General features: G+C 63.5%; 18 protein-coding genes and 1 pseudogene. 5 read left to right on the top strand and 14 right to left on the bottom strand.

The window, feature by feature from the left end; translation table 11 throughout:
* The first annotated feature begins 118 nt into the window (after window positions 1-118).
* Complete coding sequence (locus tag VC352_RS20720) at window positions 119-1,774, top strand: methyl-accepting chemotaxis protein (RefSeq protein WP_322981397.1); 1,656 nt, start codon at window positions 119-121, stop codon at window positions 1,772-1,774.
* Between the two features lie 34 nt (window positions 1,775-1,808).
* Here the strand turns inward: VC352_RS20720 and VC352_RS20715 are convergent, their stop codons facing one another.
* The 7 genes from VC352_RS20715 to VC352_RS20685 all read right to left on the bottom strand — a co-directional run bounded on the left by VC352_RS20715 (window position 1,809) and on the right by VC352_RS20685 (window position 8,549).
* Window positions 1,809-2,495 (bottom strand): type 1 glutamine amidotransferase, encoded by a 687-nt coding sequence (locus VC352_RS20715; RefSeq protein WP_322981396.1) that lies wholly within the window; start codon window positions 2,493-2,495, stop codon window positions 1,809-1,811.
* A 10-nt stretch (window positions 2,496-2,505) separates the two neighbouring features.
* On the bottom strand, window positions 2,506-2,844 hold the full coding sequence (locus tag VC352_RS20710; RefSeq protein ID WP_322981395.1) for a multidrug efflux SMR transporter: 339 nt from the start codon (window positions 2,842-2,844) through the stop codon (window positions 2,506-2,508).
* 95 nt (window positions 2,845-2,939) lie between these two features.
* On the bottom strand, window positions 2,940-4,070 hold the full coding sequence (locus tag VC352_RS20705) for an aminomethyltransferase family protein (RefSeq protein ID WP_322981394.1): 1,131 nt from the start codon (window positions 4,068-4,070) through the stop codon (window positions 2,940-2,942).
* Between the two features lie 86 nt (window positions 4,071-4,156).
* Window positions 4,157-5,185, bottom strand: coding sequence for a DUF3445 domain-containing protein (locus VC352_RS20700; RefSeq protein WP_322981393.1), 1,029 nt, complete (start codon window positions 5,183-5,185; stop codon window positions 4,157-4,159).
* Window positions 5,186-5,195: 10 nt separating this feature from the next.
* Window positions 5,196-6,140 (bottom strand): PDR/VanB family oxidoreductase, encoded by a 945-nt coding sequence (locus VC352_RS20695; RefSeq protein ID WP_322981392.1) that lies wholly within the window; start codon window positions 6,138-6,140, stop codon window positions 5,196-5,198.
* On the bottom strand, window positions 6,137-6,682 hold the full coding sequence (locus VC352_RS20690) for a dimethylamine monooxygenase subunit DmmA family protein (protein ID WP_322981391.1): 546 nt from the start codon (window positions 6,680-6,682) through the stop codon (window positions 6,137-6,139). The genes VC352_RS20695 and VC352_RS20690 overlap by 4 nt, the downstream gene beginning before the upstream one ends.
* A 562-nt stretch (window positions 6,683-7,244) precedes the next feature.
* Complete coding sequence (locus VC352_RS20685; RefSeq protein ID WP_322981390.1) at window positions 7,245-8,549, bottom strand: ammonium transporter; 1,305 nt, start codon at window positions 8,547-8,549, stop codon at window positions 7,245-7,247.
* A gap of 425 nt (window positions 8,550-8,974) precedes the next feature.
* Here VC352_RS20685 and VC352_RS20680 point away from each other — a divergent pair, with 425 nt between their 5' ends.
* From VC352_RS20680 to VC352_RS25560, 3 genes and pseudogenes are all read left to right on the top strand, one after another.
* Entirely contained in the window at window positions 8,975-10,249 is a 1,275-nt protein-coding gene (locus VC352_RS20680; protein ID WP_322981389.1) for a GGDEF domain-containing protein, read from the top strand.
* Between the two features lie 396 nt (window positions 10,250-10,645).
* Window positions 10,646-11,746 (top strand): annotated as a pseudogene (locus VC352_RS25565) (nitrate- and nitrite sensing domain-containing protein); the annotation flags it as partial.
* Complete coding sequence (locus VC352_RS25560) at window positions 11,741-12,607, top strand: methyl-accepting chemotaxis protein (protein ID WP_416340218.1); 867 nt, start codon at window positions 11,741-11,743, stop codon at window positions 12,605-12,607. The pseudogene VC352_RS25565 and the gene VC352_RS25560, both read left to right, overlap by 6 nt.
* A 38-nt stretch (window positions 12,608-12,645) precedes the next feature.
* Here the strand turns inward: VC352_RS25560 and VC352_RS20670 are convergent, their stop codons facing one another.
* The 3 genes from VC352_RS20670 to VC352_RS20660 form a co-directional block, all read right to left on the bottom strand.
* Entirely contained in the window at window positions 12,646-13,524 is an 879-nt protein-coding gene (locus tag VC352_RS20670; protein WP_322981387.1) for an NAD(P)-dependent oxidoreductase, read from the bottom strand.
* Window positions 13,525-13,573: 49 nt separating this feature from the next.
* Window positions 13,574-14,194, bottom strand: coding sequence for a TetR/AcrR family transcriptional regulator (locus VC352_RS20665; RefSeq protein WP_322981386.1), 621 nt, complete (start codon window positions 14,192-14,194; stop codon window positions 13,574-13,576).
* A 98-nt stretch (window positions 14,195-14,292) separates the two neighbouring features.
* Window positions 14,293-15,537, bottom strand: a complete 1,245-nt coding sequence (locus VC352_RS20660; protein WP_322981385.1) for an MFS transporter — start codon at window positions 15,535-15,537, stop codon at window positions 14,293-14,295.
* 171 nt (window positions 15,538-15,708) lie between these two features.
* On the opposite strand from VC352_RS20660, the gene VC352_RS20655 reads away from it, so the two are divergent.
* A complete protein-coding gene (locus VC352_RS20655) occupies window positions 15,709-16,191 on the top strand; it encodes a hypothetical protein (RefSeq protein ID WP_322981384.1) in 483 nt (160 codons plus the stop codon).
* Window positions 16,192-16,358: 167 nt separating this feature from the next.
* Here VC352_RS20655 and VC352_RS20650 read toward each other — a convergent pair whose 3' ends face one another.
* The 4 genes from VC352_RS20650 to glnT all read right to left on the bottom strand — a co-directional run bounded on the left by VC352_RS20650 (window position 16,359) and on the right by glnT (window position 20,737).
* Window positions 16,359-17,684, bottom strand: a complete 1,326-nt coding sequence (locus VC352_RS20650) for an FMN-binding glutamate synthase family protein (protein ID WP_322981383.1) — start codon at window positions 17,682-17,684, stop codon at window positions 16,359-16,361.
* A 31-nt stretch (window positions 17,685-17,715) separates the two neighbouring features.
* The gene (locus VC352_RS20645) at window positions 17,716-18,399 is read right to left on the bottom strand and encodes a protein glxC (protein ID WP_119693163.1); all 684 of its coding nucleotides are present in this window, start codon (window positions 18,397-18,399) and stop codon (window positions 17,716-17,718) included.
* Window positions 18,400-18,422: 23 nt separating this feature from the next.
* Window positions 18,423-19,325 (bottom strand): glutamine amidotransferase family protein, encoded by a 903-nt coding sequence (locus tag VC352_RS20640; RefSeq protein WP_322981382.1) that lies wholly within the window; start codon window positions 19,323-19,325, stop codon window positions 18,423-18,425.
* A gap of 77 nt (window positions 19,326-19,402) precedes the next feature.
* A complete protein-coding gene (gene glnT, locus VC352_RS20635) occupies window positions 19,403-20,737 on the bottom strand; it encodes a type III glutamate--ammonia ligase (RefSeq protein WP_037003220.1) in 1,335 nt (444 codons plus the stop codon).
* Window positions 20,738-20,747: the final 10 nt, after the last annotated feature.

Raw genomic sequence — 20,747 nt, 5'->3', positions numbered from 1 at the left:
GACGGCCCCTCCAAGGGCATGCGGATGGACGCAGGATGCAAAGAATAGGCTTAGGCCGTTGTTCTTGCGTGCATCAGAACAATAAGCCCATACGTTTGATGTTGATACCAGGTGCCCTATGCAGTCACAGACCGCCCGCTTTTCCATCCGTACACTGCTGTATTCCAGCTATGCCAGCCTTCTCGCACTGCTGCTCATGGTGGCAGGGGTGTCGCTCTACAACCTTTCAGCAGCCGATAAGGATTTTTCTAACTACATCAAGGGCATAGAAACCCGTGCACGGCTAGCCAACGAGCTTAGTAACGCCGTCAGCGACAGGGCGATCGAACTGCGCAACCTGGCCCTTAACAGCGAGCCGGCGGAGCGCGCATCCAAGCGGGCCTTCATTGCTCAACATGAAAAGGAGGTCGCTGACAAACTCACTGCCTTGCGTCAGGCGATCACTACACACAAGGACGTGTCCAAAACAGGGCGAGAGTTGTTCTCGCGCATAGAGCAGCTAGAGACACGCTACAGCCAGGTCGCTCACACCATCGGCGAGCATCTGTTCAAGGGCGAGGACACCGAAGCCAAACGCATGGTCAAGGAACAGTGCACACCGTTGCTCGAGGAATTGACCAGCACCATCGATCAATACCTCAAGCACACCACTGAGGTGGCTGATCAACGCGTGATCGATAACGAAGCGCACTATCTGAAACAACGCAACGTCCTCATTCTCATCACTGTCATCAGCTTCATGCTCGCCGCACTGCTCGGCCATCTGATCAGCCGTAACCTGCTGCGCGCCTTGGGCGCAGAACCAGGCGACCTCAACCGCATCGCCCAGCGTGTCGCAGAAGGTGATTTGCGCGCGATGGAATCCGCCGTGAACACCGCTGAGAACAGCGTGCTCGCCGCACTGCAGCGCATGCAGCAGAACCTGCGCCAGGTCACCCAGGGCATCGACGCCTCGTCACGTACCGTCGCCCACTCCAGCCAGGAACTGAGCGAATCGAGCCTGCGCAACGCCGAGAGCGTGGCTCAGGCGCAGCGCGAAGTGGAACAGATCGTCACTGCCGTGCACGAAATGGCGGCCACCGTGCAGGACGTGGCACGCAACGCCGAATCCGCTGCGCAGGCCGCCAGCGAGGCCGACCAGGCTGCAGCGCAAAGCCAGCAGAAAGCCGGCCATGCCGTGAGCCTGATCAGCGAACTAGCCAAGGTGATCGACAACTCCAGCGAAGCCATGGGCCGCCTGAAAACCGAAAGCAGCAACATCGGCAGTGTGCTCGATGTAATCAAGTCGGTAGCCGACCAGACCAACCTGCTGGCGCTCAACGCCGCCATCGAAGCGGCCCGTGCTGGTGAGGCCGGGCGTGGCTTTGCCGTGGTCGCCGACGAAGTACGCAGCCTGGCACGTCGCACCCAGGAGGCCACCACCGAGATCGAAGGGCTGATCGCCAGCCTGCAGAAGATCGCCGACGAAACCGCGCGTTACATGGAGCGCTGTCAGAGTTCCAGCTCGCAGTCGGTTTCCGGTGTATCGGAAGCGGGCGAAGCCGTGGCGCGGATCGTCACCATGATCGAACGCATCAACGGCATGAACCAGCAGATCGCCACGGCGGCCGAGCAGCAGAGCGCAGTGGCCGAAGAGATCAGCCGTGGCATCGTCTCGGTACGCGACAGTACGGAGCAATCCGCCGACGCCTTCCAGCATGCGCAGCAGGAGAGCGAGAGCCTGGCACGCACCAGTGAGGCACTGCGCGGGAATATCGCGCACTTCCGCCTCTGACCGCTGCTGCGCGGCTCATGGGGCCGCGCGGCGTTCAACCCAACAGGTAGTCGAGCAGCCGCGCCATCAGCACGTTGCCCGGTAGATAGCGACGCGGTTCTGCCGCCAGTTGTTCGGGTGTCTGTACCCAAGGCCCAGGCCTGAGTTCACCAGCGCATTCGTCCAGCAGGTCGGCGACGATGGCGGGCGTCATCTCCGGGTGGCATTGCAGGCCAATCACCCGTCGCCCGACCTGGAACGCCTGATGCCGGCACGCCTCGCTGGAAGCCAGCAGCCTGGCGCCCTCGGGCAGGGCGAAGGTTTCGCCATGCCAATGCAGCAGCTCGACACGGTCGGGGAAGACGAAATTATCCTCGTCGAGCGATTCGGCGCGCCACACCGGAAACCAACCGATCTCCGCCACCGAATTGGGCTGCACGCGAGCCCCCAATGCACTGGCGATCAACTGCGCGCCCAGGCAGATGCCGAGTACCGGCACGCCGGCCTCGATGGCCTGGCGCAGAAAGGCCTTCTCCTCGATCAACCAGGGCAGCTCGGCCTCGTCGTTGACGCTCATCGGCCCGCCCATGGCGACGATCAGGTCGCAGCCATCGACCTCCGGCAAGTGCGCATCCGCCTCGAAAAAGCGGGTGTAGTGCAAGTCGGCGCCCCGCGCCTGGAACCAGTCGGCCATGCTGCCGACATCCTCGAAGGGCACGTGTTGCAGTATCTGTACACGCATATTCGTCCCCCTAAGCCGTCTCGTGGCTGGCCAGTTTCAGGCCGACGATGCCGGCGACGATCATCACCAGGCACAGGCTGCGCAGCAGGTTCAGGCTTTCGCCGAGAAACAGCGCGCCGTAGGCCACCGTGCCGAGAGTGCCGATGCCGACCCATACGGCGTACGCCAGGCCGAGCGGCAGCACGCGCACCGACAGGCTCAGCAGGTAGATGCTCAGCAGAAGAAAGAAACCGCAGTACAGGCTCGGCCAAAGCCGGGTGAAACCATCGGTACGCGGAATGATCGAGGCATAGAACACCTCGCAGATGCCGGCCAGCAGCAGAAAACCCCAACCGTTCAACCAGGCCATGACGCCCTCCTAAATCGGGCCACATCCTTATGGCCCTGTTCCCTTGCCCCAGGAACTCCTTGCCCGCGACGACTCCCGGTCGCGGGATATGACACTCAGCCCTTGGCGGTACGTTTCTTCTTCTCCGGATCATCGAACGGCAGGGTATGGGCGATGGCCTTCACCGCCAGGCTGCCTTTGACCTCCAGCGCCGCGCCCTGCTCGGCATAAGGCACCTCCATGCGCGCGATGGCCATGGACTTGCCGGACAGCCGCGAATACATGGCGCAGGTGATCACGCCCACCTGCTTGCCGTCAGCCCACAGGGTATCGCCGGCCTCGGCGGCCTTGTCGCCGTCGAGCAGCACACCAAAGATCTTGAAACGCTCCTTGCCCTGCAGACGGCGATGCTCGGTGGCGCCACGGAAATCGCCCTTAGTCGGCGAGACGGTGAAGTCCAGGCCCAGCTCCCAAAGGGTGTCGCCAGCCGGCTGGTCGGCGAAGGGGTACATCTCGGAGTTGTCGTAGGGGAAGAACAGCAGGTAGCTCTCCACCCGCAACCAGTCCAGTGCGGTAAAAGCGCAGGGGATGATGCCCAGGCCCTTGCCCTTCTCTAGGATGCCGTCCCAGATCGCCGGTGCGTCGGCAGCCTTGCAGAAGATTTCGTAGCCACGCTCGCCGGTGTAGCCGGTGCGCGAAATCATCACCGGGCGGTCGAACAGCTTGGTCTGCATATGATGGAAGTACGGCAGTTCACGAATGCCCGGCACATGCTCGGCGAGAAAGTCCACCGCCAGCGGGCCTTGCAGCGACAGGTCGTGCAGGTCGTCGTCGAACAGCACCGCCACCTGGCGGCCCAGAGCCGAGCGCACCAGCATCTCGTGGCCGTTGCCGGAACCGTGTACCACCATGAAGGCGTTGGGGCCGGTGCGGTAGATCACGCAGTCGTCGACGAACTTGCCGGCCTCGTTGAGCATGGTGGCGTAGACGCTCTTGCCCGGATAAACCTTGGAGATGTCGCGGCTGGTGGCGTACTCCAGCAGGCTTTCGGCATGCGGGCCGACGTAGTGCACCTTCTTCAGCCCGGACACATCCATCAGCCCGGCGCGGGTGCGGATTGCCTCGTGCTCGTCGGCCAGGTCGCTGGCATAGGTCCAGGAGGTGCCCATGCCGCTCCAGTCTTCGAGCTTGGAACCCAGTGCGCGGTGACGCTCGGCAAGGGCGGAAATACGCCAGGAATTGGCCATGTCAGTTTCTCCTGTTATTGACCTGCGCACGCAGGCGATGAATTCGGTCACCCTCCCCGGCTCAGCGGGAAAAGGCTCAGCGGTAATCAGGCAGCTTCGGCCTGCGGATCGAACTGGCGCAGCCAATCCACCACGGTCTGGCGGTAGCGGGTCAGGCCCTTGTAGTCGGCGATCTCGTCCGGCAGGTCGCGCAGCACGCGGTGCAGTCGGCAGGCCCAGGCAGGATTGGTGGCCAGTTCCTCGAGGCTGATCAGGTAGGTGCGGATGCCGAACAGCAGCGCATTGCTGCGCGGCAAGCGCGGCATGAACTGCAGCTCGACGCGCAGATGCACCAGGCGCGCGACGTTCTCCGGCGTCACCAGGCCGCGCTCATGGCCCCATTCGTGGAAAGTCTCCGAGGAGGTATCCATGCGCGGGTTGATGGTCATGGTCCAGTTCAGGCGGCGCACCGGATGGCCGACCTGGATGTTCAGCAGGTACTTCAACGCACGGTCGAACACGCCGAGCTGGTGCGCCACGCCCGGCACCGGCGCATGCCACTGCTTGAAGCTCATGCCGGCGTCGAACTTGATCGACCAGTCCGCCGGACAGGTGACCATGCCGGCGTCCATGAACAGGTCGCCGTCGCGCTGATCGAGCACGGCGAAGTCGCCCTGCGCCTGGCGCGTGATGTACTCCAGCGGCTCGAACGGCAGCGTGCTGGCATCGCCGAAGGTGAAGCGCTGCTCGATGCCCAGCGGGCGGTTGATCCACAACCACTGGTCGCCCTCGCGCTGCAGTTCGAAGTGCTCGGGATAGTCGGTGCTCAAATGCTCCATCAGCATTTCCAGGGTGTCCCAGGCGGCCTGGGCCATATGCGGCATCACCAGGCAGCGCTGCGGATCCTTCTCCAGCACGCAGGCACGCTCGGCCATCTCCGAGACATAGTGCTCGTCGATATCGAACCAGTGCTCGAACACCGAGCCTGGCTCGCGCGGCGTGGCCGGCTCGATGTTGACCGAGTACATGTAGCTGTCCTCGGGAAACGGGAAGGGAAAGCGGGCGATGGCCTGCGGGCTGTTGCTGAAGGTGAAATCGTCCCGGTAGGTTTCCAGCGGTTTCATCACGACGGGCATGGCGGATTCCTCAAAGATCGAGCAGCAGCGTGCCGGAGCAGCCGCCGCGGGAAACACAGGGCATCAGCGCGGCGCCGCGCTGTTGCTCATCCAGGTAGTGATCGCGGTGCTCCACTTCGCCGCTCAGGTAGCGTGTGGTGCATTGCCCGCACACCCCGCCCCGGCACAGGTTGGGCACCTCGACACCGGCGGCCTCCAGCGCTTCGAGCAGGCTGTGGTCGCCCGGCACCTGCAGGCGCTGGCCACTGCGCGCCAGCTCGACGGTGAACGGCTGACCCGGCTCGGGCGCAGCAAAGGCTTCCCAGTGCAGGCGCCCGGCCGACCAGCCGTGGGCGGCAGCCAGCACCTTGAGCTCATCGAGCAGGCGCTGCGGGCCGCAGACATAGAGGTGACTGCCCAGCGGCTTGCCGCTAAACAGGCTGGTGCAATCCAGACGCTGGCCGGCAGCGGCGTCGTAGCCGTGAAAGCGCTCGCCCAGACGCTGACGCAACTCGTCGGCGTAGGCGTCGGTCAGGCCACTGCGATAGGCGTAATGCAGCTCGAAAGAAGCATCACTGGCCTGCAACTCAGCCAGGTAGGCCATGAACGGCGTGATGCCGATGCCCCCGGCTACCAGAATGTGATGGCGGGCCTGCGAATGCAGGGCGAACAGGTTGCTCGGCACACCGATCTGCAAACGGTCGCCGACGCGCACCTGCTCGTGCAGGTAGCGCGAGCCGCCACGCGAGGCCTCCTGCAGGCGCACGGCGATGCGGTACACGCCGGTTTCGCGCGGATCGCCCAGCAGCGAATAGGCGTTGCGCAGCGTGCGCCCTTCGATAGGCAACACCACCTGCACGTGGCTGCCGCAGGAAAAACCCGGCAGCGCGCCGTCGAGCGCGGCGAAACTGAACTCGCGCACCACTGGCGTCAGCTGGCGCACGTCGGTGACCTGCACCTCGATTATCGCGCTCATACCGGCACCTCCGCCGCATAAGGACTGTCGGGATCGATGCAGACGCCCATGTAGGCGCCGAGGCGCTGGGAGAAATGCTCGCGCACGAACAGCTTCACCCGGCACTGGCCACAGGTGCATTCGCCTTCGCTGCCGATGTCCTGGAAATGCCCGCAATGCACGCAGTACAGGCGACGGCGCGCGCCCTGCTTAAACAGTTCGATCTCATCGCCGAGCAGGCCGGCATGGCGTGCCAGGCGGTACACATGCCAGAGAAAGCTTTCATCGCCACAGACGTACAGCCGGGTGCCCGCCTCGGCCTGCTCCAGCAGCATCTGCAAACGCAGGTACAGCGCCTCCATGCTGGGCAGGCTCTCCTGCTCGGCACTGCCCGGCAGCGTCTCGCCCAGGCACAGCAGCAGAGTCGGCGCCGGATCATCGAGCAGCGAGGCAGCGGCACTGGCCTGCTGGGCGACCACGATGCGGCGACTGGCCGGTTGCCGGGACGCCTCGGTGGCATAACGTGGGGTACTGAACAGGGGTTCGGTACTGGATGCGGTCATCGGAAACCCTCCCGGGTGAGAGCAAGGCGATGGTCGATTTGTCTCCAGAGAAAATTCCCTTAGAGAACTTTTTGTTCTCATGAAGAAAGCACGGACTGTGCCATTTCCGTCATCCCGCGCCAGCGTGGGCGCCGGCCCCTGCAACCATCCCGCAAGCCGGAAAAGGCTGCACAAGCGCGGGGCAAAGCGCGCCACTGCGGCGCATGAGGGGGATTTTTGAACAGAGGGTTTGAGGGGTGAAGAAGTGGTGGTGATGGGATGGAAATGGACTGGCGGACTGTTCGCCTAGGCCTGCCCTTGTATCTCAAGCAAAGCCCTTCAGTGAGGCTATGGTTCCCGACTGATCATCGAGGAAGGAGTTGCAAGCCGAGTGCGCCCGCTAAGTCATTGTGGGAGGCGCTTCAGCGGCGACAATCGCGGCTAAAGCCCCTCCCACATGAGGCGGCCGTAGGGCGGACCGGGACGCCGGCCGCTCGTAGCGTCAGCGACCAGTCCGCCAGTCCGTCGCCGGCCTACCATCAGGATCGATTTCCCCACGAGACTCCGCGAATGACCTGTTTCGTCAGTTGGAGTACTTGTAGCCCACCTCGCCATGCGCGGCGAGATCCAGGCCGTCGATCTCCTGCTCTTCATCCACGCGCAGCCCACCGCAGAACAGCGCCGCGATCTTGAACGCCACCCAACTGGTCAGTGCCGAGAAGAGGATGCTGAACAGCAGTGCGCCGGCATTGACCTGCAATTGATCGAGCAGGCCACGCTCGCCGGTGAAGCCCTGCCCGCCCAACTCGCTCAGGGCGAACACCGGGGTCAGCAGACCGCCGAGGATACCGGCAACGCCATGCACGCAGAACACGTCGAAGGCATCGTCCAGGCCCATGGCGGGCTTGAGCTTCTCCACCGCCCAGACGCACACCGGCGCGGCGATCAGGCCCAGGACGATGGCGCCCATGGGGCCGACGTAACCGCAGGCTGGGGTGATTGCCACCAGCCCGGCGATGGCGCCGGATACCGCGCCGAACAGGCTCGGTTTGCCGCGGTGCACACCCTCGACCAGCATCCAGGCCAGTGCCCCGGCGCAACTGGCGAGCATGGTGTTGACCATCACCAGCATGGCGAAACCATTGGCCGCCAGGGCGCAACCGCCACAGAAGCCGAGCCAGCCGACCCACAGCAGGCCGCCGCCGATGAAGGTCATAGTCATGTTGTGCGGGGCCAGCGCCGACGTGCCGTAATCGCGCCGCCGGCCAATCAGCCAGGCGCCGACCAGCGAGGCGATGCCCACGTTCAGGTGCACCACGTTACCACCGGCGAAATCCTGCACGCCGAGGTTGAACACCCAGCCGCCGCCCCAGGCCATGTGCGCCATGGGGATGTAGTTGAGTGTCAGCCAGAGCGCCATGAAGAGCATCACCGCCGAGAATTTCATGCGCTCGGCAAAGGCGCCGACGATGATCGCCGGGGTGATCGCGGCGAACAGCAGCATGAACAGGAAGTACAGGTATTCGGGAATGGTGCCGACCACGGAGTCGGTGCCGACCCCCTTGAGGAACAGCTTGTCCAGCCCGCCGATCAGCGACTGCCAGGAGCCCCCGTCGGTAAAGCACAGGCTGTAGCCGTAGATGGCGAAGAGCACCGACATCAGTGATGCGGTGCAGAACACCTGCATGAGGATCGACAGTACGTTCTTGCCACGCGCCATGCCGCCATAGAACAGCGCCAGGCCAGGCAGAGTCATCAGCAACACCACCAGCGAGCAGAGCGCCACGAACGCCGTATCGCCACTGTTGACCACGGGCGTCTCGGCCGCCTGCGCGGCAGCACTGCCCAGCAATGGAATAAACCCCAACGCAATACGACTACGGATCATCGACTACAGCCTCCAATCAGGGAGCCGTGCTGCGCGGCTTATCGCGTGGCATCGGCATACGAGACCCTGCCGGAATATATCCTGGCAGGAATTTTTATTTCCCATCAGGCATAGCAATCCCCTTGCCAATTGGAAACATCCAATTACAAATAAATAAGTCAAATAAAATCATAAGGTTAAAAAAGCCGCACCGGCCTAATCGGATATTCGCCGACCACAAGCCTCCCCGTCTTGGTGCAACGAAGGAAACAGCCGCTCGGCCGCGAATAACCAATAAAAATCCAGCCACCCCCTCCCCAGCCATCAGGTAGCGGCGTAATAATGGCGCGCCCTTGCAAACATGCAGCAGAACGCCACCATCCCGACAGGCGCATGCAATTGCCCCCAACAGAATGTGTCATGAAGAAGCACAGGAATCCGGCCCGATGAGCGCCTCAGAGTCAGGCACCGCCTCCTCCAGACAATCGGCCTGGGTAATTCCCGCTGCCCTGCAGACGGCCTACCGGCGCTATGTCGTCGAACAGCATGGGCGCTTCCTGCTGGCGATCAATTTCATCGCCATGATCGCCTACGACCTCTACGTCTTCGCCGATGCCCTGCTGATCCCCGATATGGCGCTGGAGTCGCTGTTGCTACGCGGAGGGCTGAGCCTGATCGGTCTGGTCAACATCTATCTGGTGTTCTACCGCTACCGCAACGTGCTGCTGATGGACATGCTGATGCCGGTGCATGACATCATCTCCACCATCGCCTGGTTCGAACTGCTCAAGCGCAGCAGCTCACCCGACGTGCCCACCTTCGTCTACGCCTCGGTGGTGTTCATCATCCTGGCCAACCTGGGGGCGCGCTACAGTTTCCGCGGCATCCTCGCCTGCTCCACGGCCATTTCGGCGATCATCCTGTACAACCAGTGGCTGCTGCATGATGGCCAGAGCAAGCCGGTGCTGGTGTTCAGCATCGCCTACCTGCCGGTGCTGCTGTTCAGCCTGTTCATCAGTTGGACCAATATCAACGGTGTGCGCCGCGCCTTTCTCGACGATCAGGAAAAGCAGCGCCAGCGTGACGAACTAGCGGAGCTCAATCTGCGCCTGAGCGAACAGGCCAGCACCGACGCGCTGACCTGCGTCGGCAACCGCCGCGCCTTCGACCTCGCCCTGGAAGATCACTGGCAGCAGATGCAGCGCAACGGCCGGCCCTTCGCCCTGCTGTTGCTGGACATCGACTTCTTCAAGCCCTTCAACGACCACTACGGTCATCAGGTCGGCGACCAGTGCCTGTGCGAGGTCGCCCGCTGCATCAGCGCCGGCCTGCGGCAGGGTCAGGGCAATGTGTACCGCTATGGCGGCGAAGAGTTCGTCGTGCTCCTGCAGATCGCCGATGTCGGAGAGCTGAACGCCCTGGCCGAGCGCTTGCGCGAGCAGGTGGCCAATCTCGGCCTCGAGCATCCGCACCGTCCCGATGAGCTGAATCGCCTGACCATCAGCATCGGCGCCTGCACCACCCAGGCAACGGGCGTGCAGCAGGCCCATGACCTCTTCGCCCAGTGCGACCGCCTGCTCTATCAAGCCAAGCAACGAGGACGCAATCGCGTGTGTACTCAAGAGCAGCAACGCCAGGACGACTCAGGGACACTCATGAAAGTCGCACAAGAAACCGCGCCACCACTGGCATCTTTACAACCGCAAACGCCAGCGGATTGACGACAAAAAACAAGCACCGTTGCTTCCGATCAAAAGATCATCCCGCAGAGACAGATAACCTTTGCCCAGTGCTGGCGAAACCAAACCTGCAACTCATGGCTTATGACCTAGGCTGTAGTGAGCCAATCGGAGCAAAGGTTATGGCGGTCTACTTGCTCATTGACTAAAGAAATCCACTGAACACGCGACAAAGCTCATAGACCGGTTCATTAACGCATCTCAATGCGAGAGAACCTGGCCCAAACCGAACCGGCAACAGGTAATGCGAACAATGCAATGGAGTGCACTCAGCCTTCCTAGAAGAAGAGCATTAAGGCCTCTCGATAGCGGCCGTTTGCAATCGTCGTACAGCTCAACTGCCGACACTTCAACTTTGGACGACAAGGCTTGCTGATCATGCTTAAAAATGCCCCGCTGAGCGTAAAGCTCCTCCTCATACTGACCTTTCCATTACTCGGCTTTCTGGCCTTCGCGGGAATGTACGTTGCCGGCAAGTACCAGACGCTGAGCGAAATGAACCACACGGTGATCGCCAGCTCTACCGCCCAGGAAATCAGCAACCTGGTCACCGCTCTGCAGCGTGAGCGCGGTGCCAGTGGCGTATTTCTTGGTAGCAAGGGAACCTCCATGGGCGATGCCCTGAAGCAATTCCGCCTCGACAGCGACAAGACCACCAAACAGGTACAAGCACTATCGGCAGATGCCACGGCAGGCCTGGAGCAGGTGCTCAAAGACCTCACGACCATCAGCACCCTGCGTGAGCAGGTCGATAAGCTCACGATCAACAGTGGTGAATCCGGCACCCGCTATACCGACCTGATCAAATCCCTGATCGGTTACACCCACTCCTTGGAAGCCAGCGTCAGTGCGCCGCAGATTCTGCGCGCGCTCGGCGCGCTCAACCAGTTCGTGGAAATGAAGGAGCGTGCCGGGCGTGAACGCGCCTTGCTGGGCCTGGCCTTCGCTCAGAACCAGATCAACGCCGATCTACTGTCACGCTTGAGTCGCAACCTTGGCGAGTTCTCTGCCTATCAGGACGCATTCCAGCGCAGGGCTCAAACTGACTTCAAGCGCAAGCTGGACGAGGCACTCCAACAGCCCGCCGCACAGGCCGCTAGCAGCCTGCAGCGCAAGGCACTGGAAACACCGCTGGGCGAGGCACTGGGTACAAAACCCGAAGAGTGGTTCAAACAGTCCACCGCACGCATCGACCTCATGCTGCAGGTAGAAAAAGAACTGGGGCAGAATGTCGGCCTCCTCGCCAGCAAGGCCCATACAGAAGCCGTAAGCGGACTGTGGCTGACCATCGGGGTCATATTCGGCGTACTGACTGCAGTGCTGGTGCTCTCCTTCCTGATCATCCGCAACATCAAATCGGCCGTCAGCGACGTCAACAACACCCTGATCGCCCTGTCGGGAGGCGACCTCACTGTCCATACCCATTACGATGGCCACGACGAGTTCGGCGTGATCGCCCACAACCTCGACAACATGGCGCAGCAGATCAAGGACGTGATCCAGGAGATCGGCGGCACCGCCGCACAGGTCGCCATCGCCGCGGAGGAATCGTCGGCCGTGGCGCTGCAGACCAGCCAGAACGTGGCGCAGCAGCGCCAAGGCACCGACCAGGTCGCCACCGCCATCAACGAGATGAGCGCCACGGTCAAGGATGTCGCCCGCAGCACCACCGAGGCGGCCGAGATGTCACGTCAGGTCAATGACAACACGCTGCAGGGCAAGGCCGAAATCGAAGATACCGTGCGCCTGGTACAGGCCTTGTCGACTCAGGCCGAGCAGACCGCACAGATCATCCTCGACCTGAAGAAGGAGAGCGATGCCATTTCCTCGGTGCTCGACGTCATCCGTGGTGTTGCCGAGCAGACCAACCTGCTGGCGCTCAACGCCGCTATCGAGGCAGCCCGTGCCGGCGAGCAGGGCCGCGGCTTCGCCGTGGTCGCCGACGAGGTGCGCCAGCTGGCGCAGAAGACGCAGGACTCCACCGTCAGCATCCAGCAGATGATCAACAAGCTGCAAAGCGGCTCGGATCGTGCTGCCAGCTCCATGCAGGAAACCCTGAACAAGGCACAGGCCGGCGCCAGCAACGTGGTCAAGGCGGGCGAGTTGCTGGTGCAGATCGCCGATGGCATCGCCAGCATCAGCGACCGCAACATCCAGGTGGCTTCCGCTGCCGAGGAACAGAGCCTGGTGTCGGAAGAGATCAACCGCAACGTCAACGACATCAACGATCTGGTCATCCAGGTAAGCGCGGCGGCCGAGCAGACTGCCGTGAACAGCCGTGAGCTGGCCAGCCTGGCCGATCATCAGCAGCAACTGGTTCGTCGCTTCAAGGTGGCCTGATCGATCCAGGGCCAGGTGGAAACACCTGGCCCATCAGCTCATACCTGCCCGGCCCGCCGCGCAGCCGTGCGTGACAGGGCAGCCCAATCCAGATGCCCCTCGCCGTGCGCCAGGCTCTCGATATGGGCATCGCGCAAGGCGCTGGCCAGCGGCAAGGACACATTGGCCTGCTCCGCAGCCGCCAACGCCAGACGCACATCCTTCAGGCCCAGCGCCAACTTGAAGCCTGCCGGCTCGAAGCGTTCCTCGGCGATGGCCTTTCCGTAGCCTTGGTAGACCGGCGCGGCGAATACCGTCGAGGTGACCAGTTCGAGAAAGTCCGCCTTCGCCACACCATGGCCCTGCGCCAGGGTCGCCGCCTCGCCCATGCTGCCGATGGCGCTGGCGATCATGAAATTCACCGCCAGCTTGGCCGCATTGGCCTGCTCGGGCCGTTCCCCCAGCACCCAGGTCTTCTGCCCCAGCACCTCGAACAACGGCTGTACTGCTTGCAAGGCCTGGTGCGAACCCGCCGCCAGGATATTGAGTTGCCCGGCCTCGGCCACGTTTACCCGGCCAAGCACCGGCGCGGCGACGTAGTCGATACCACGCGCCTGGTGCAGCGCGGCCAGCTCCACAGCCAGAGCGACCGAGACGGTCGCCATGTTGACGTGAATCGCACCGGGTCTGAGCGCCGCCAGCACGCCCATGTCCAGCACGGTGCTGCGTGTGGCCTCGTCGTCGGCCAGCATCGAGATCAGCACATCCACCCCCGCCCCTGCTTCGGCCGGCGTCGACACGACCTGACCACCGCGCTCGTGCAAGGCCTGGGCAGGCGCTGGCGAACGATTCCAGGCCCGCACGGTGTGGCCGGCCGCCAGCAGATTGGCCGCCATCGGCAAGCCCATGGTGCCAAGGCCAAGGAAACCGATATTCATCAACACCTCCTAAAATTGGAATCGATCGATTCCCAAATAGTGAAAAAAATCAGCCCAGCATGGCCAATGCCGTGTCCACCACGGCGTGCATGACAGGCCGAGTACGCCCGGCCTTACCCACCAGACGCATCCCCTGGATCAGGCACAGCAGCGTCCGGGCAGCCACCTCGCAATCCACCTGCTGGGCGATGGAACCATCCTCCTGGCCGTGTCGGATCAGCTCGGCAAGGAGGGCTTCGTTGCGTTCGAGAGCGGCCCGGATATGCCGTGCAACCGGCGCGGGAAAGGTCGACAGCTCGGCCGTGCTGGCCACCACCAGGCAGCCTTGCCGACCCTGAGCCCCACAGGCGGAATCGGCATAGAACTGCAACAGCCGGCGCAGCCGTTGCAGCCCCGTGCCCTGATCGCCGATGGCCTGACGCAGCTTCTCGCCACGCTGCGTGCGATAACGCTCGAAGGCGGCGAGGTAGATCGCCTGCTTGTCCTTGAAAGCCTTGTACAGACTGCCCTGCGCCAGGCCGGTAGCCTGCGCCAGATCGCTGATCGAGGTGCCGTGGTAGCCGCGCTCGCTGAACACGCGCACGGCCTGGTCGAGTACTACATCCAGGTCGAATTCGCGCGGCCGGCCACGGCTGCGTGTGCGGGTGGGACTCGATGACGGCGAAGACATGTTCAAGATACCGGCCTATTGGAAATGATCGATTCCAAATTAAGGCAGCAGCCGCCGGAAGTAAAGCGACATGCTTGCAGACTGCTCGCCGCACCAGGCTAGCGGCAGAGACTCGGCTCCGCTGACGGCTCGTCAACGACCCGATTGCCGGTTTCCGGCATGCCCAGCCAGAGCAGCAGGAACGCTAAGGCGGCGATACCGGCCAGGGTCATGAACGCCGCATCATAGCCGGCGCCCTGCACCAACAGCCCGGCCAGGCCGGGGCTCAGCGCGGCGCCGAGGCCGAAGGCGGTGGACAAGGCCCCGAGGCTGACGTTGAAGCGCCCGGTGCCCTGGGTCAGATCCTTGACCACGATGGGCAGCAGCGCGCCGAACAGCCCGGCGCCGATGCCGTCGAGCAACTGCACGGCCACCAGCCAGTAGGGATCATCGGACAGGGTATAGAGCGCACCGCGCAACGGCAGGATCAGAAAACCGGCCATCAGCAGCGGCTTGCGCCCCCAGCGGTCAGCCTTGAGCCCCACTAGCATGGCCATCGGCACCATCACCAGTTGCGCCGCGACGATGCAGGCCGAGGTCAGTGGCGTGGCCATCTGCAGGTTGATCGCCGACAGCTTCTGGCTGACCAGCGGCAGCATGGCGGCGTTAGCCAGATGGAACAGCGCGCAGCACAGGGCGAAGATCAGCAGCGGCCGGCTGCTCAGCAACACCTGCCAACCTGAAGCCTGCTCATGAGGCAGCATCGGCACGAAACCACGGGCCACCTCATGATCGATGGCGCGAGCCGACACCCGGCTGACGGCGACGATGCTGCCGACCGTCATCGCCGCCATCAGGTAGAACACCGCGACCGGGCCGAACAGGTAGGCGAAACCACCGGCCAGCAATGCGGAACAGGCGTTGCCGGCATGGTTGAAGCTCTCGTTGCGCCCAATGCGCTGGGTGAAGGCCGCTGGGCCGGTGATGCCGAGAGAGATCGCCGCGATGGCCGGCGCGAACACCGAACCGGCAATGGCACTGATGGCCTGCGTCGCCGCCACCCAGCCGAAGTCGGTCAGCCAGGGCAACAACAAGCAACTGCCGGTCACCACCAGCGCTGCGACAACCACCACCGCGCGCTTCGCCGTCGTCCTGTCGATCAGCGCGCCGGCCGGCGTTTGCGTCAGCAAGGCGCTGATACCGGTCAGGCTCATCACCAGGCCAATGCTGGCCGGCTCCCACTGGTGCACGGCCAGCAGGTAGATCGCCAGGTAAGGGCCCAGGCCATCGCGTACATCGGCGAGGAAAAAGTTGAGCCAGTCCAGAGAGAGGGCGTTACGCCGGTCGTAATGGCTGTTATCCAATTGAAGACGCTCGCAGGGCAGGAGTTTGGATGAAGCGATGATTCATAGAGTCGAATCGCCCGCTTCGGTGCCCTGCTCTCCGCGAATTTTGCGTGCTCTTCAGCAAGCGAGACGAACGGCACCGAATTTGCTCAGCAGCGGATATCCGACACGACCTGCCTAGGAGGCAACATGAAAGTCGAAACTGGAGTCACGAACCTCTTCAGTAGCCAACGTACGCAAACTCACGCCAACAAAAGTGACGGCCAATCGAACGCGTTCGCCAATATCCTCGCGGAAAAAATGCAGGCCGCCCCCGGCAAGTCAGCTTCCGCCACAACCGGCGACAACGACGTGAGCAAGCAGTACGACTTCACCCATATGTCACGCAACGAGTTGCTCGAAAAGGTGAATGGCCTGATCCAAAGCGGTGACCTCACGCTCGACGACACTACCTCGCTGCTGGGTTTCATGGGCTCATCGCCCTTGCTCAAGGTCAACTATGACGGGCTGCCGCTGGAAAACGGCGATGTGCCGATGAACGTCTTCGAGCAGATCAAGGCGAGCATGGAAGGCGCACGCTCACGCAACGAAACCGGTAGCGTCGAAGGCTTGCAACGTGCGCTCGACGCTCTGATGAAGTTCCAGAAGAGCAACATCGCAGTACAGGCCTGATCGACCACGCGGTGAGCACAACGGCATGGATTCGCCGCCCGACGGCAGCGATTGGCCAGTAGATGGGGAAGTTTTGCCGCCACAGTCAGCCACGGCTGACAGTCGCACTGACGAAAAAAGGGCCGCAACGCCAGGCGTTGCGGCCCTTTTTCATCCTACAGAGCGACTCAGTACTGCAATTGTCCCGGTACCCAGTTGGTGCCGGCCAGCGGTACGCGGGCCATGGCGGCGGCTTCCACGGTCAGGGCCACCAGATCCTCGGGGTCGAGGTTGTGCAGGTGCGACTTGCCGCAGGCGCGGGCCATGGTCTGCGCTTCCAGCACCAGCACGCGCAGGTAGTTGGCCAGGCGGCGACCGGCGGCGACCGGGTCGAGGCGCTTGGACAGCTCCGGATCCTGGGTGGTGATACCGGCCGGGTCTTTGCCGTTCTGCCAGTCGTCGTAGTAGCCGGCGGCCGAACCGATGGCTTTCAGTTCCTCGTCCAGACGTGGATGGTTGTCGCCGAGGGCGATCAACGCAGCGGTGCCGATTGCCACGGCGTCGGCCCCCAGGGCCATGGCCTTGGCCACGTCGGCGCCGGTGCGGATGCCGCCGGAGACGATCAGTTGCACCTTGCGGTGCATGTCCATCTCCTGCAGAGCCTGCACGGCCTGCGGGATGGCCGAGAGAATCGGGATGCCGACGTGTTCGATGAACACTTCCTGGGTCGCCGCAGTGCCGCCCTGCATACCGTCGAGCACGATCACGTCAGCGCCGGCCTTCACCGCCAGCTTGACGTCGTAGTACGGGCGGCTGGCGCCGATCTTCACGTAGATGGGTTTTTCCCAGTCGGTGATCTCACGGATCTCGGCGATCTTGATCGCCAGGTCGTCCGGGCCGGTCCAGTCCGGGTGACGGCAGGCGCTGCGCTGGTCGACGCCAATCGGCAGGGTGCGCATGCCCGCGACGCGCTCGGTGACCTTCATGCCCAGCAGCATGCCGCCGCCGCCCGGCTTGGCGCCCTGACCGAGGACGATCTCGATGGCATCGGCCTTGCGCAGATCGTCCGGGTTCATGCCGTAGCGCGACGGCAGGTACTGGTAAACCAGGTTCTGCGACTGGCCACGCTCTTCCGGGGTCATGCCACCGTCGCCGGTGGTAGTGCTGGTGCCGGCGATGGTGGCGCCACGGCCGAGGGCTTCCTTGGCCTGGGCCGACAGCGCACCGAAGCTCATGCCGGCAATGGTCACCGGGATCTTCAGGTGGATCGGCTGCTTGGCGAAGCGGTTGCCCAGCACCACGTCGGTGCCGCACTTCTCGCGGTAGCCTTCCAGCGGATAGCGCGACATGGAGGCGCCGAGCAGCAGCAGGTCGTCGAAGTGCGGCAGCTTGCGCTTGGTGCCGCCGCCGCGGATGTCATAGATGCCGGTCTCGGCGGCACGCTGGATTTCCTGGATGGACAGGCGGTCGAAGGTGGCGGACTCGCGCAGCACCGGGGTGATTTTTTCGCTCATTGCAAATTCCTCTTCGGGCAGGGGTGCGCGATCAGTACGCCGAGGCGTTGTCGACCTTGAAGTTGTACAGCTGACGGGCCGAGCCGTAGCGCTTGAAGCTGGCCGGGTCTTCGTCGAAGCCGGCGCGGTTGAGCAGTTCGGCCAGTTCTTCCAGGTGCTCGGGGCGCATGTCCTTCTCGATGCAGTCCGAGCCCAGCGACTTGACCGTGCCCTTGACGTAGATGCGCGTCTCGTAGAGCGAATCGCCCAGCGCGTCACCGGCATCGCCGCACACCACCAAGCGCCCGGCCTGGCCCATGAAGCAGCTCATGTGGCCGATGCTGCCGCCGACGACGATGTCGACACCCTTCATCGAGATGCCGCAACGCGCGCCGGCGTCGCCTTCGATCACCAGCAGGCCGCCATGGGCAGTGGCGCCGGCCGCCTGCGAGGCGCTGCCCTTGATGCGCACCATGCCGCTCATCATGTTCTCGGCCACGCCGACACCGACGTTGCCGTGGATGGTGACGCTGGCCTTCTGGTTCATGCCGGCGCAGTAATAGCCGGCGTGGCCGTCGATCTCCACGCTCAGTGCTTCGTTCAGTCCCACGGCGAGGTTGTGCTTGCCGCCCGGGTTGCTCACCACCCACTCGCGCTCGGTGAGGGTCTTGGCCTGCTCGTGCAGGGCCTGGTTCAGGTCGCGCACGGTGGCGCTGGAAAGGTCGATGGTTTTCATGATGTGGTCTCCAACTCGCGAAATCAGGCGCTGCGTTCCCAGATATACATGGTGGCCGGTTCCGGCTCCCACACCTTGGCCTTGTCGATGCCCGGCAGGGTCGACAGGGCCTGGTATTCGGAGGCCATGGCCACGTAGTCGTCGGTCTCGGCGAGGATCGCCGGCTTGCAGGCGATGGGGTCGCGGATCACCGCGAAACCGTCGCGGGTGCCGATGGCGAAGGTGAAGAAGCCATCGAGGTCTTCCAGCGAATGGTCGAGCGCTTCCTTCAGCGAATCGCCCTGGCGCAGGCGCCAGGTCAGGTAGCCGGCGGCGACCTCGGTGTCGTTCTCAGTCTCGAACTCGATGCCGTGGCGGCGCAGCTCCTGGCGCAGACGGAAGTGGTTGGACAGCGAGCCGTTATGCACCAGGCACAGATCCTGGCCGGTGGAAAACGGGTGGCTGCCCTCCATGGTCACCGCGCTCTCGGTGGCCATGCGGGTGTGGCCGATGATGTGGCTGCCCTTCATCTTGGCCAGCGAGAAGCGCTCGGAGATTTCCTTCGGCAGGCCCATGCCCTTGAGGATCTCGATGCTCTGGCCGACGCTCATCACGCGCACGGCCGGCGCCAGCTCGGCGAGCACGGCACGTACCGCCGCCTCGTCGGCATTGGTCTTGAGCACGGCGGCGCTGGCGTTCTGAAACCAGTCCAGCGAGCAGCCCAGGCGGCCTTCCAGCTCGCCCATCAGGGCCTTGAAGTCATAGCCGGCTACCGTGCTCTGCAGGGTCAGCTTGATCCAGCCGTCCTTCACCTCATCGCCGTAGATGGCGAAGCCGGCGCTGTCCGGGCCACGGTCGGTCATGGCCAGCAGCATGGGTTCGAAGAGCGCACCGAGCTGGTTTTCCAGCGCCGGGTTCTTCAGGTACAGACCTACGATTCCACACATAGAAAAGTCCTCATCACCTCCCTTTGGGGAGGCTCGTTCAGGGGCGTTGGCGTGTGCCCGCGCGGGCGGGCGTTCGGCTAGAAGAATTCGGTGTAGCGCTCGATTTCCCAGTCGGAGACATGGCGGCTGTACTCGACCCACTCCATGCGCTTGAGCTTGAGGAATTCGTCGACGATCTCGGCGCCGAGCACCTCGCGGAACAGCGGGTCGGCCTGCAGCGCATCACAGGCTTCCTTGAGCGATTGCGGCAGGGTGTCGATGCCGCGTGCGGCGATCTCCTCCAGGCTGAGCTTGTAGAGGTTCTCGTTGCAGGCCTTGCCCGGATCGAGCTGGCGATCGATGCCGTCGAGGCCGGCGGCGATGATCGCGGCAGTGACCAGATAGGGGTTGCAGCCAGCGTCCGGCAGGCGGAACTCGATGCGCCCGTAGGGGATGCGCAGCATCGCCGAGCGGTTGTTGTCGCCATAGGCAATGAAGGCCGGTGCCCAGGTCGCACCGGACAGCGAGCGGCCGACGACCAGGCGCTTGTAAGAGTTCACCGTTGGCGCGGCGAAGGCGCACAGCGCCGGGCCATGCGCCAGCAAGCCGCCAAGGAAGTGATAGGCCAGCTTGGACAGGCCCATGCCGCTCGGGTCGCTGGCGTCATGAAACAGGTTCTTGCTGGTGCCGTTGCCGATCGACAGGTGGAAGTGCATGCCGTTGCCGGCGCGGCGCGGATCCGGCTTGGGCATGAACGAGCAGATCATGCCCAGGTCGTTGGCGATCTCGCCGGCGGCCATGCGGAAGAAGGTGAAGCGATCCGCCGACTCCATGGCATCGCTGTAGGTGTAGTTGATCTCGAACTGGCCGCAGGCGTCCTCGTGGTCGATCTGATAGATGTCGAAGCCGACCGGCTGCAGCGCCTCGGTGAGCTTTTCCAGGAACACGCGCGAACGCGACAGGCCCTTGTAGTCGTAGCAGGGCTTCTCCAGCTTGTCGCTGGCATCGACCGGCACCAGCTTGCCCTCGGCGTCGCGGCGGAACAGGCTGAATTCCGGCTCCAGGCCGGTGTTCAGTGTCCAGCCCCGATCCGTCAGGCGCTGCACCTGCTGTTGCAATACATAGCGGGTGTCGTAGGGATGCGGCTGGCCGTTGACATGGCCGACGCACACCACGCGCCCATAACCTGGCTGCCAGGGCACCGGCATCAACGTGGACAGGTCGCCACGCGCCATGAAGTCAGGGCCGTGCGGCTCCATGCCCATGCCCCAGATGGCGAACCCGGCGAAACCGGCGCCCTCCTCGGCTACGGCCTTGAGCCCCGAGACCGGCACCGACTTGGTCTTGGCCGCGCCGTGGATGTCGACGAACTGGGCCAGCACGTACTTGATGCCGTGCTGGTCGATGATTTTCTGGGTTTCGCTGGGCAACATGGTTGGGGCC

The organism is Pseudomonas sp. C11, assembly GCF_034683865.1.
Classification (GTDB): Bacteria; Pseudomonadota; Gammaproteobacteria; order Pseudomonadales; family Pseudomonadaceae; genus Aquipseudomonas.
This window is presented reverse-complemented; position numbering and strand designations above follow the sequence as displayed.

Bases quoted from the DNA above. Each gene is read 5' to 3' on its own strand.
- VC352_RS20720 (WP_322981397.1), top strand. From the start codon at position 119: ATGCAGTCACAGACCGCCCGCTTTTCCATCCGTACACTGCTGTATTCC.
- VC352_RS20715 (WP_322981396.1), bottom strand. From the start codon at position 2,495: ATGCGTGTACAGATACTGCAACACGTGCCCTTCGAGGATGTCGGCAGC.
- VC352_RS20710 (WP_322981395.1), bottom strand. From the start codon at position 2,844: ATGGCCTGGTTGAACGGTTGGGGTTTTCTGCTGCTGGCCGGCATCTGC.
- VC352_RS20705 (WP_322981394.1), bottom strand. From the start codon at position 4,070: ATGGCCAATTCCTGGCGTATTTCCGCCCTTGCCGAGCGTCACCGCGCA.
- VC352_RS20700 (WP_322981393.1), bottom strand. From the start codon at position 5,185: ATGCCCGTCGTGATGAAACCGCTGGAAACCTACCGGGACGATTTCACC.
- VC352_RS20695 (WP_322981392.1), bottom strand. From the start codon at position 6,140: ATGAGCGCGATAATCGAGGTGCAGGTCACCGACGTGCGCCAGCTGACG.
- VC352_RS20690 (WP_322981391.1), bottom strand. From the start codon at position 6,682: ATGACCGCATCCAGTACCGAACCCCTGTTCAGTACCCCACGTTATGCC.
- VC352_RS20685 (WP_322981390.1), bottom strand. From the start codon at position 8,549: ATGATCCGTAGTCGTATTGCGTTGGGGTTTATTCCATTGCTGGGCAGT.
- VC352_RS20680 (WP_322981389.1), top strand. From the start codon at position 8,975: ATGAGCGCCTCAGAGTCAGGCACCGCCTCCTCCAGACAATCGGCCTGG.
- VC352_RS25560 (WP_416340218.1), top strand. From the start codon at position 11,741: ATGGCGCAGCAGATCAAGGACGTGATCCAGGAGATCGGCGGCACCGCC.
- VC352_RS20670 (WP_322981387.1), bottom strand. From the start codon at position 13,524: ATGAATATCGGTTTCCTTGGCCTTGGCACCATGGGCTTGCCGATGGCG.
- VC352_RS20665 (WP_322981386.1), bottom strand. From the start codon at position 14,194: ATGTCTTCGCCGTCATCGAGTCCCACCCGCACACGCAGCCGTGGCCGG.
- VC352_RS20655 (WP_322981384.1), top strand. From the start codon at position 15,709: ATGAAAGTCGAAACTGGAGTCACGAACCTCTTCAGTAGCCAACGTACG.
- VC352_RS20650 (WP_322981383.1), bottom strand. From the start codon at position 17,684: ATGAGCGAAAAAATCACCCCGGTGCTGCGCGAGTCCGCCACCTTCGAC.
- VC352_RS20645 (WP_119693163.1), bottom strand. From the start codon at position 18,399: ATGAAAACCATCGACCTTTCCAGCGCCACCGTGCGCGACCTGAACCAG.
- VC352_RS20640 (WP_322981382.1), bottom strand. From the start codon at position 19,325: ATGTGTGGAATCGTAGGTCTGTACCTGAAGAACCCGGCGCTGGAAAAC.
- glnT (WP_037003220.1), bottom strand. From the start codon at position 20,737: ATGTTGCCCAGCGAAACCCAGAAAATCATCGACCAGCACGGCATCAAG.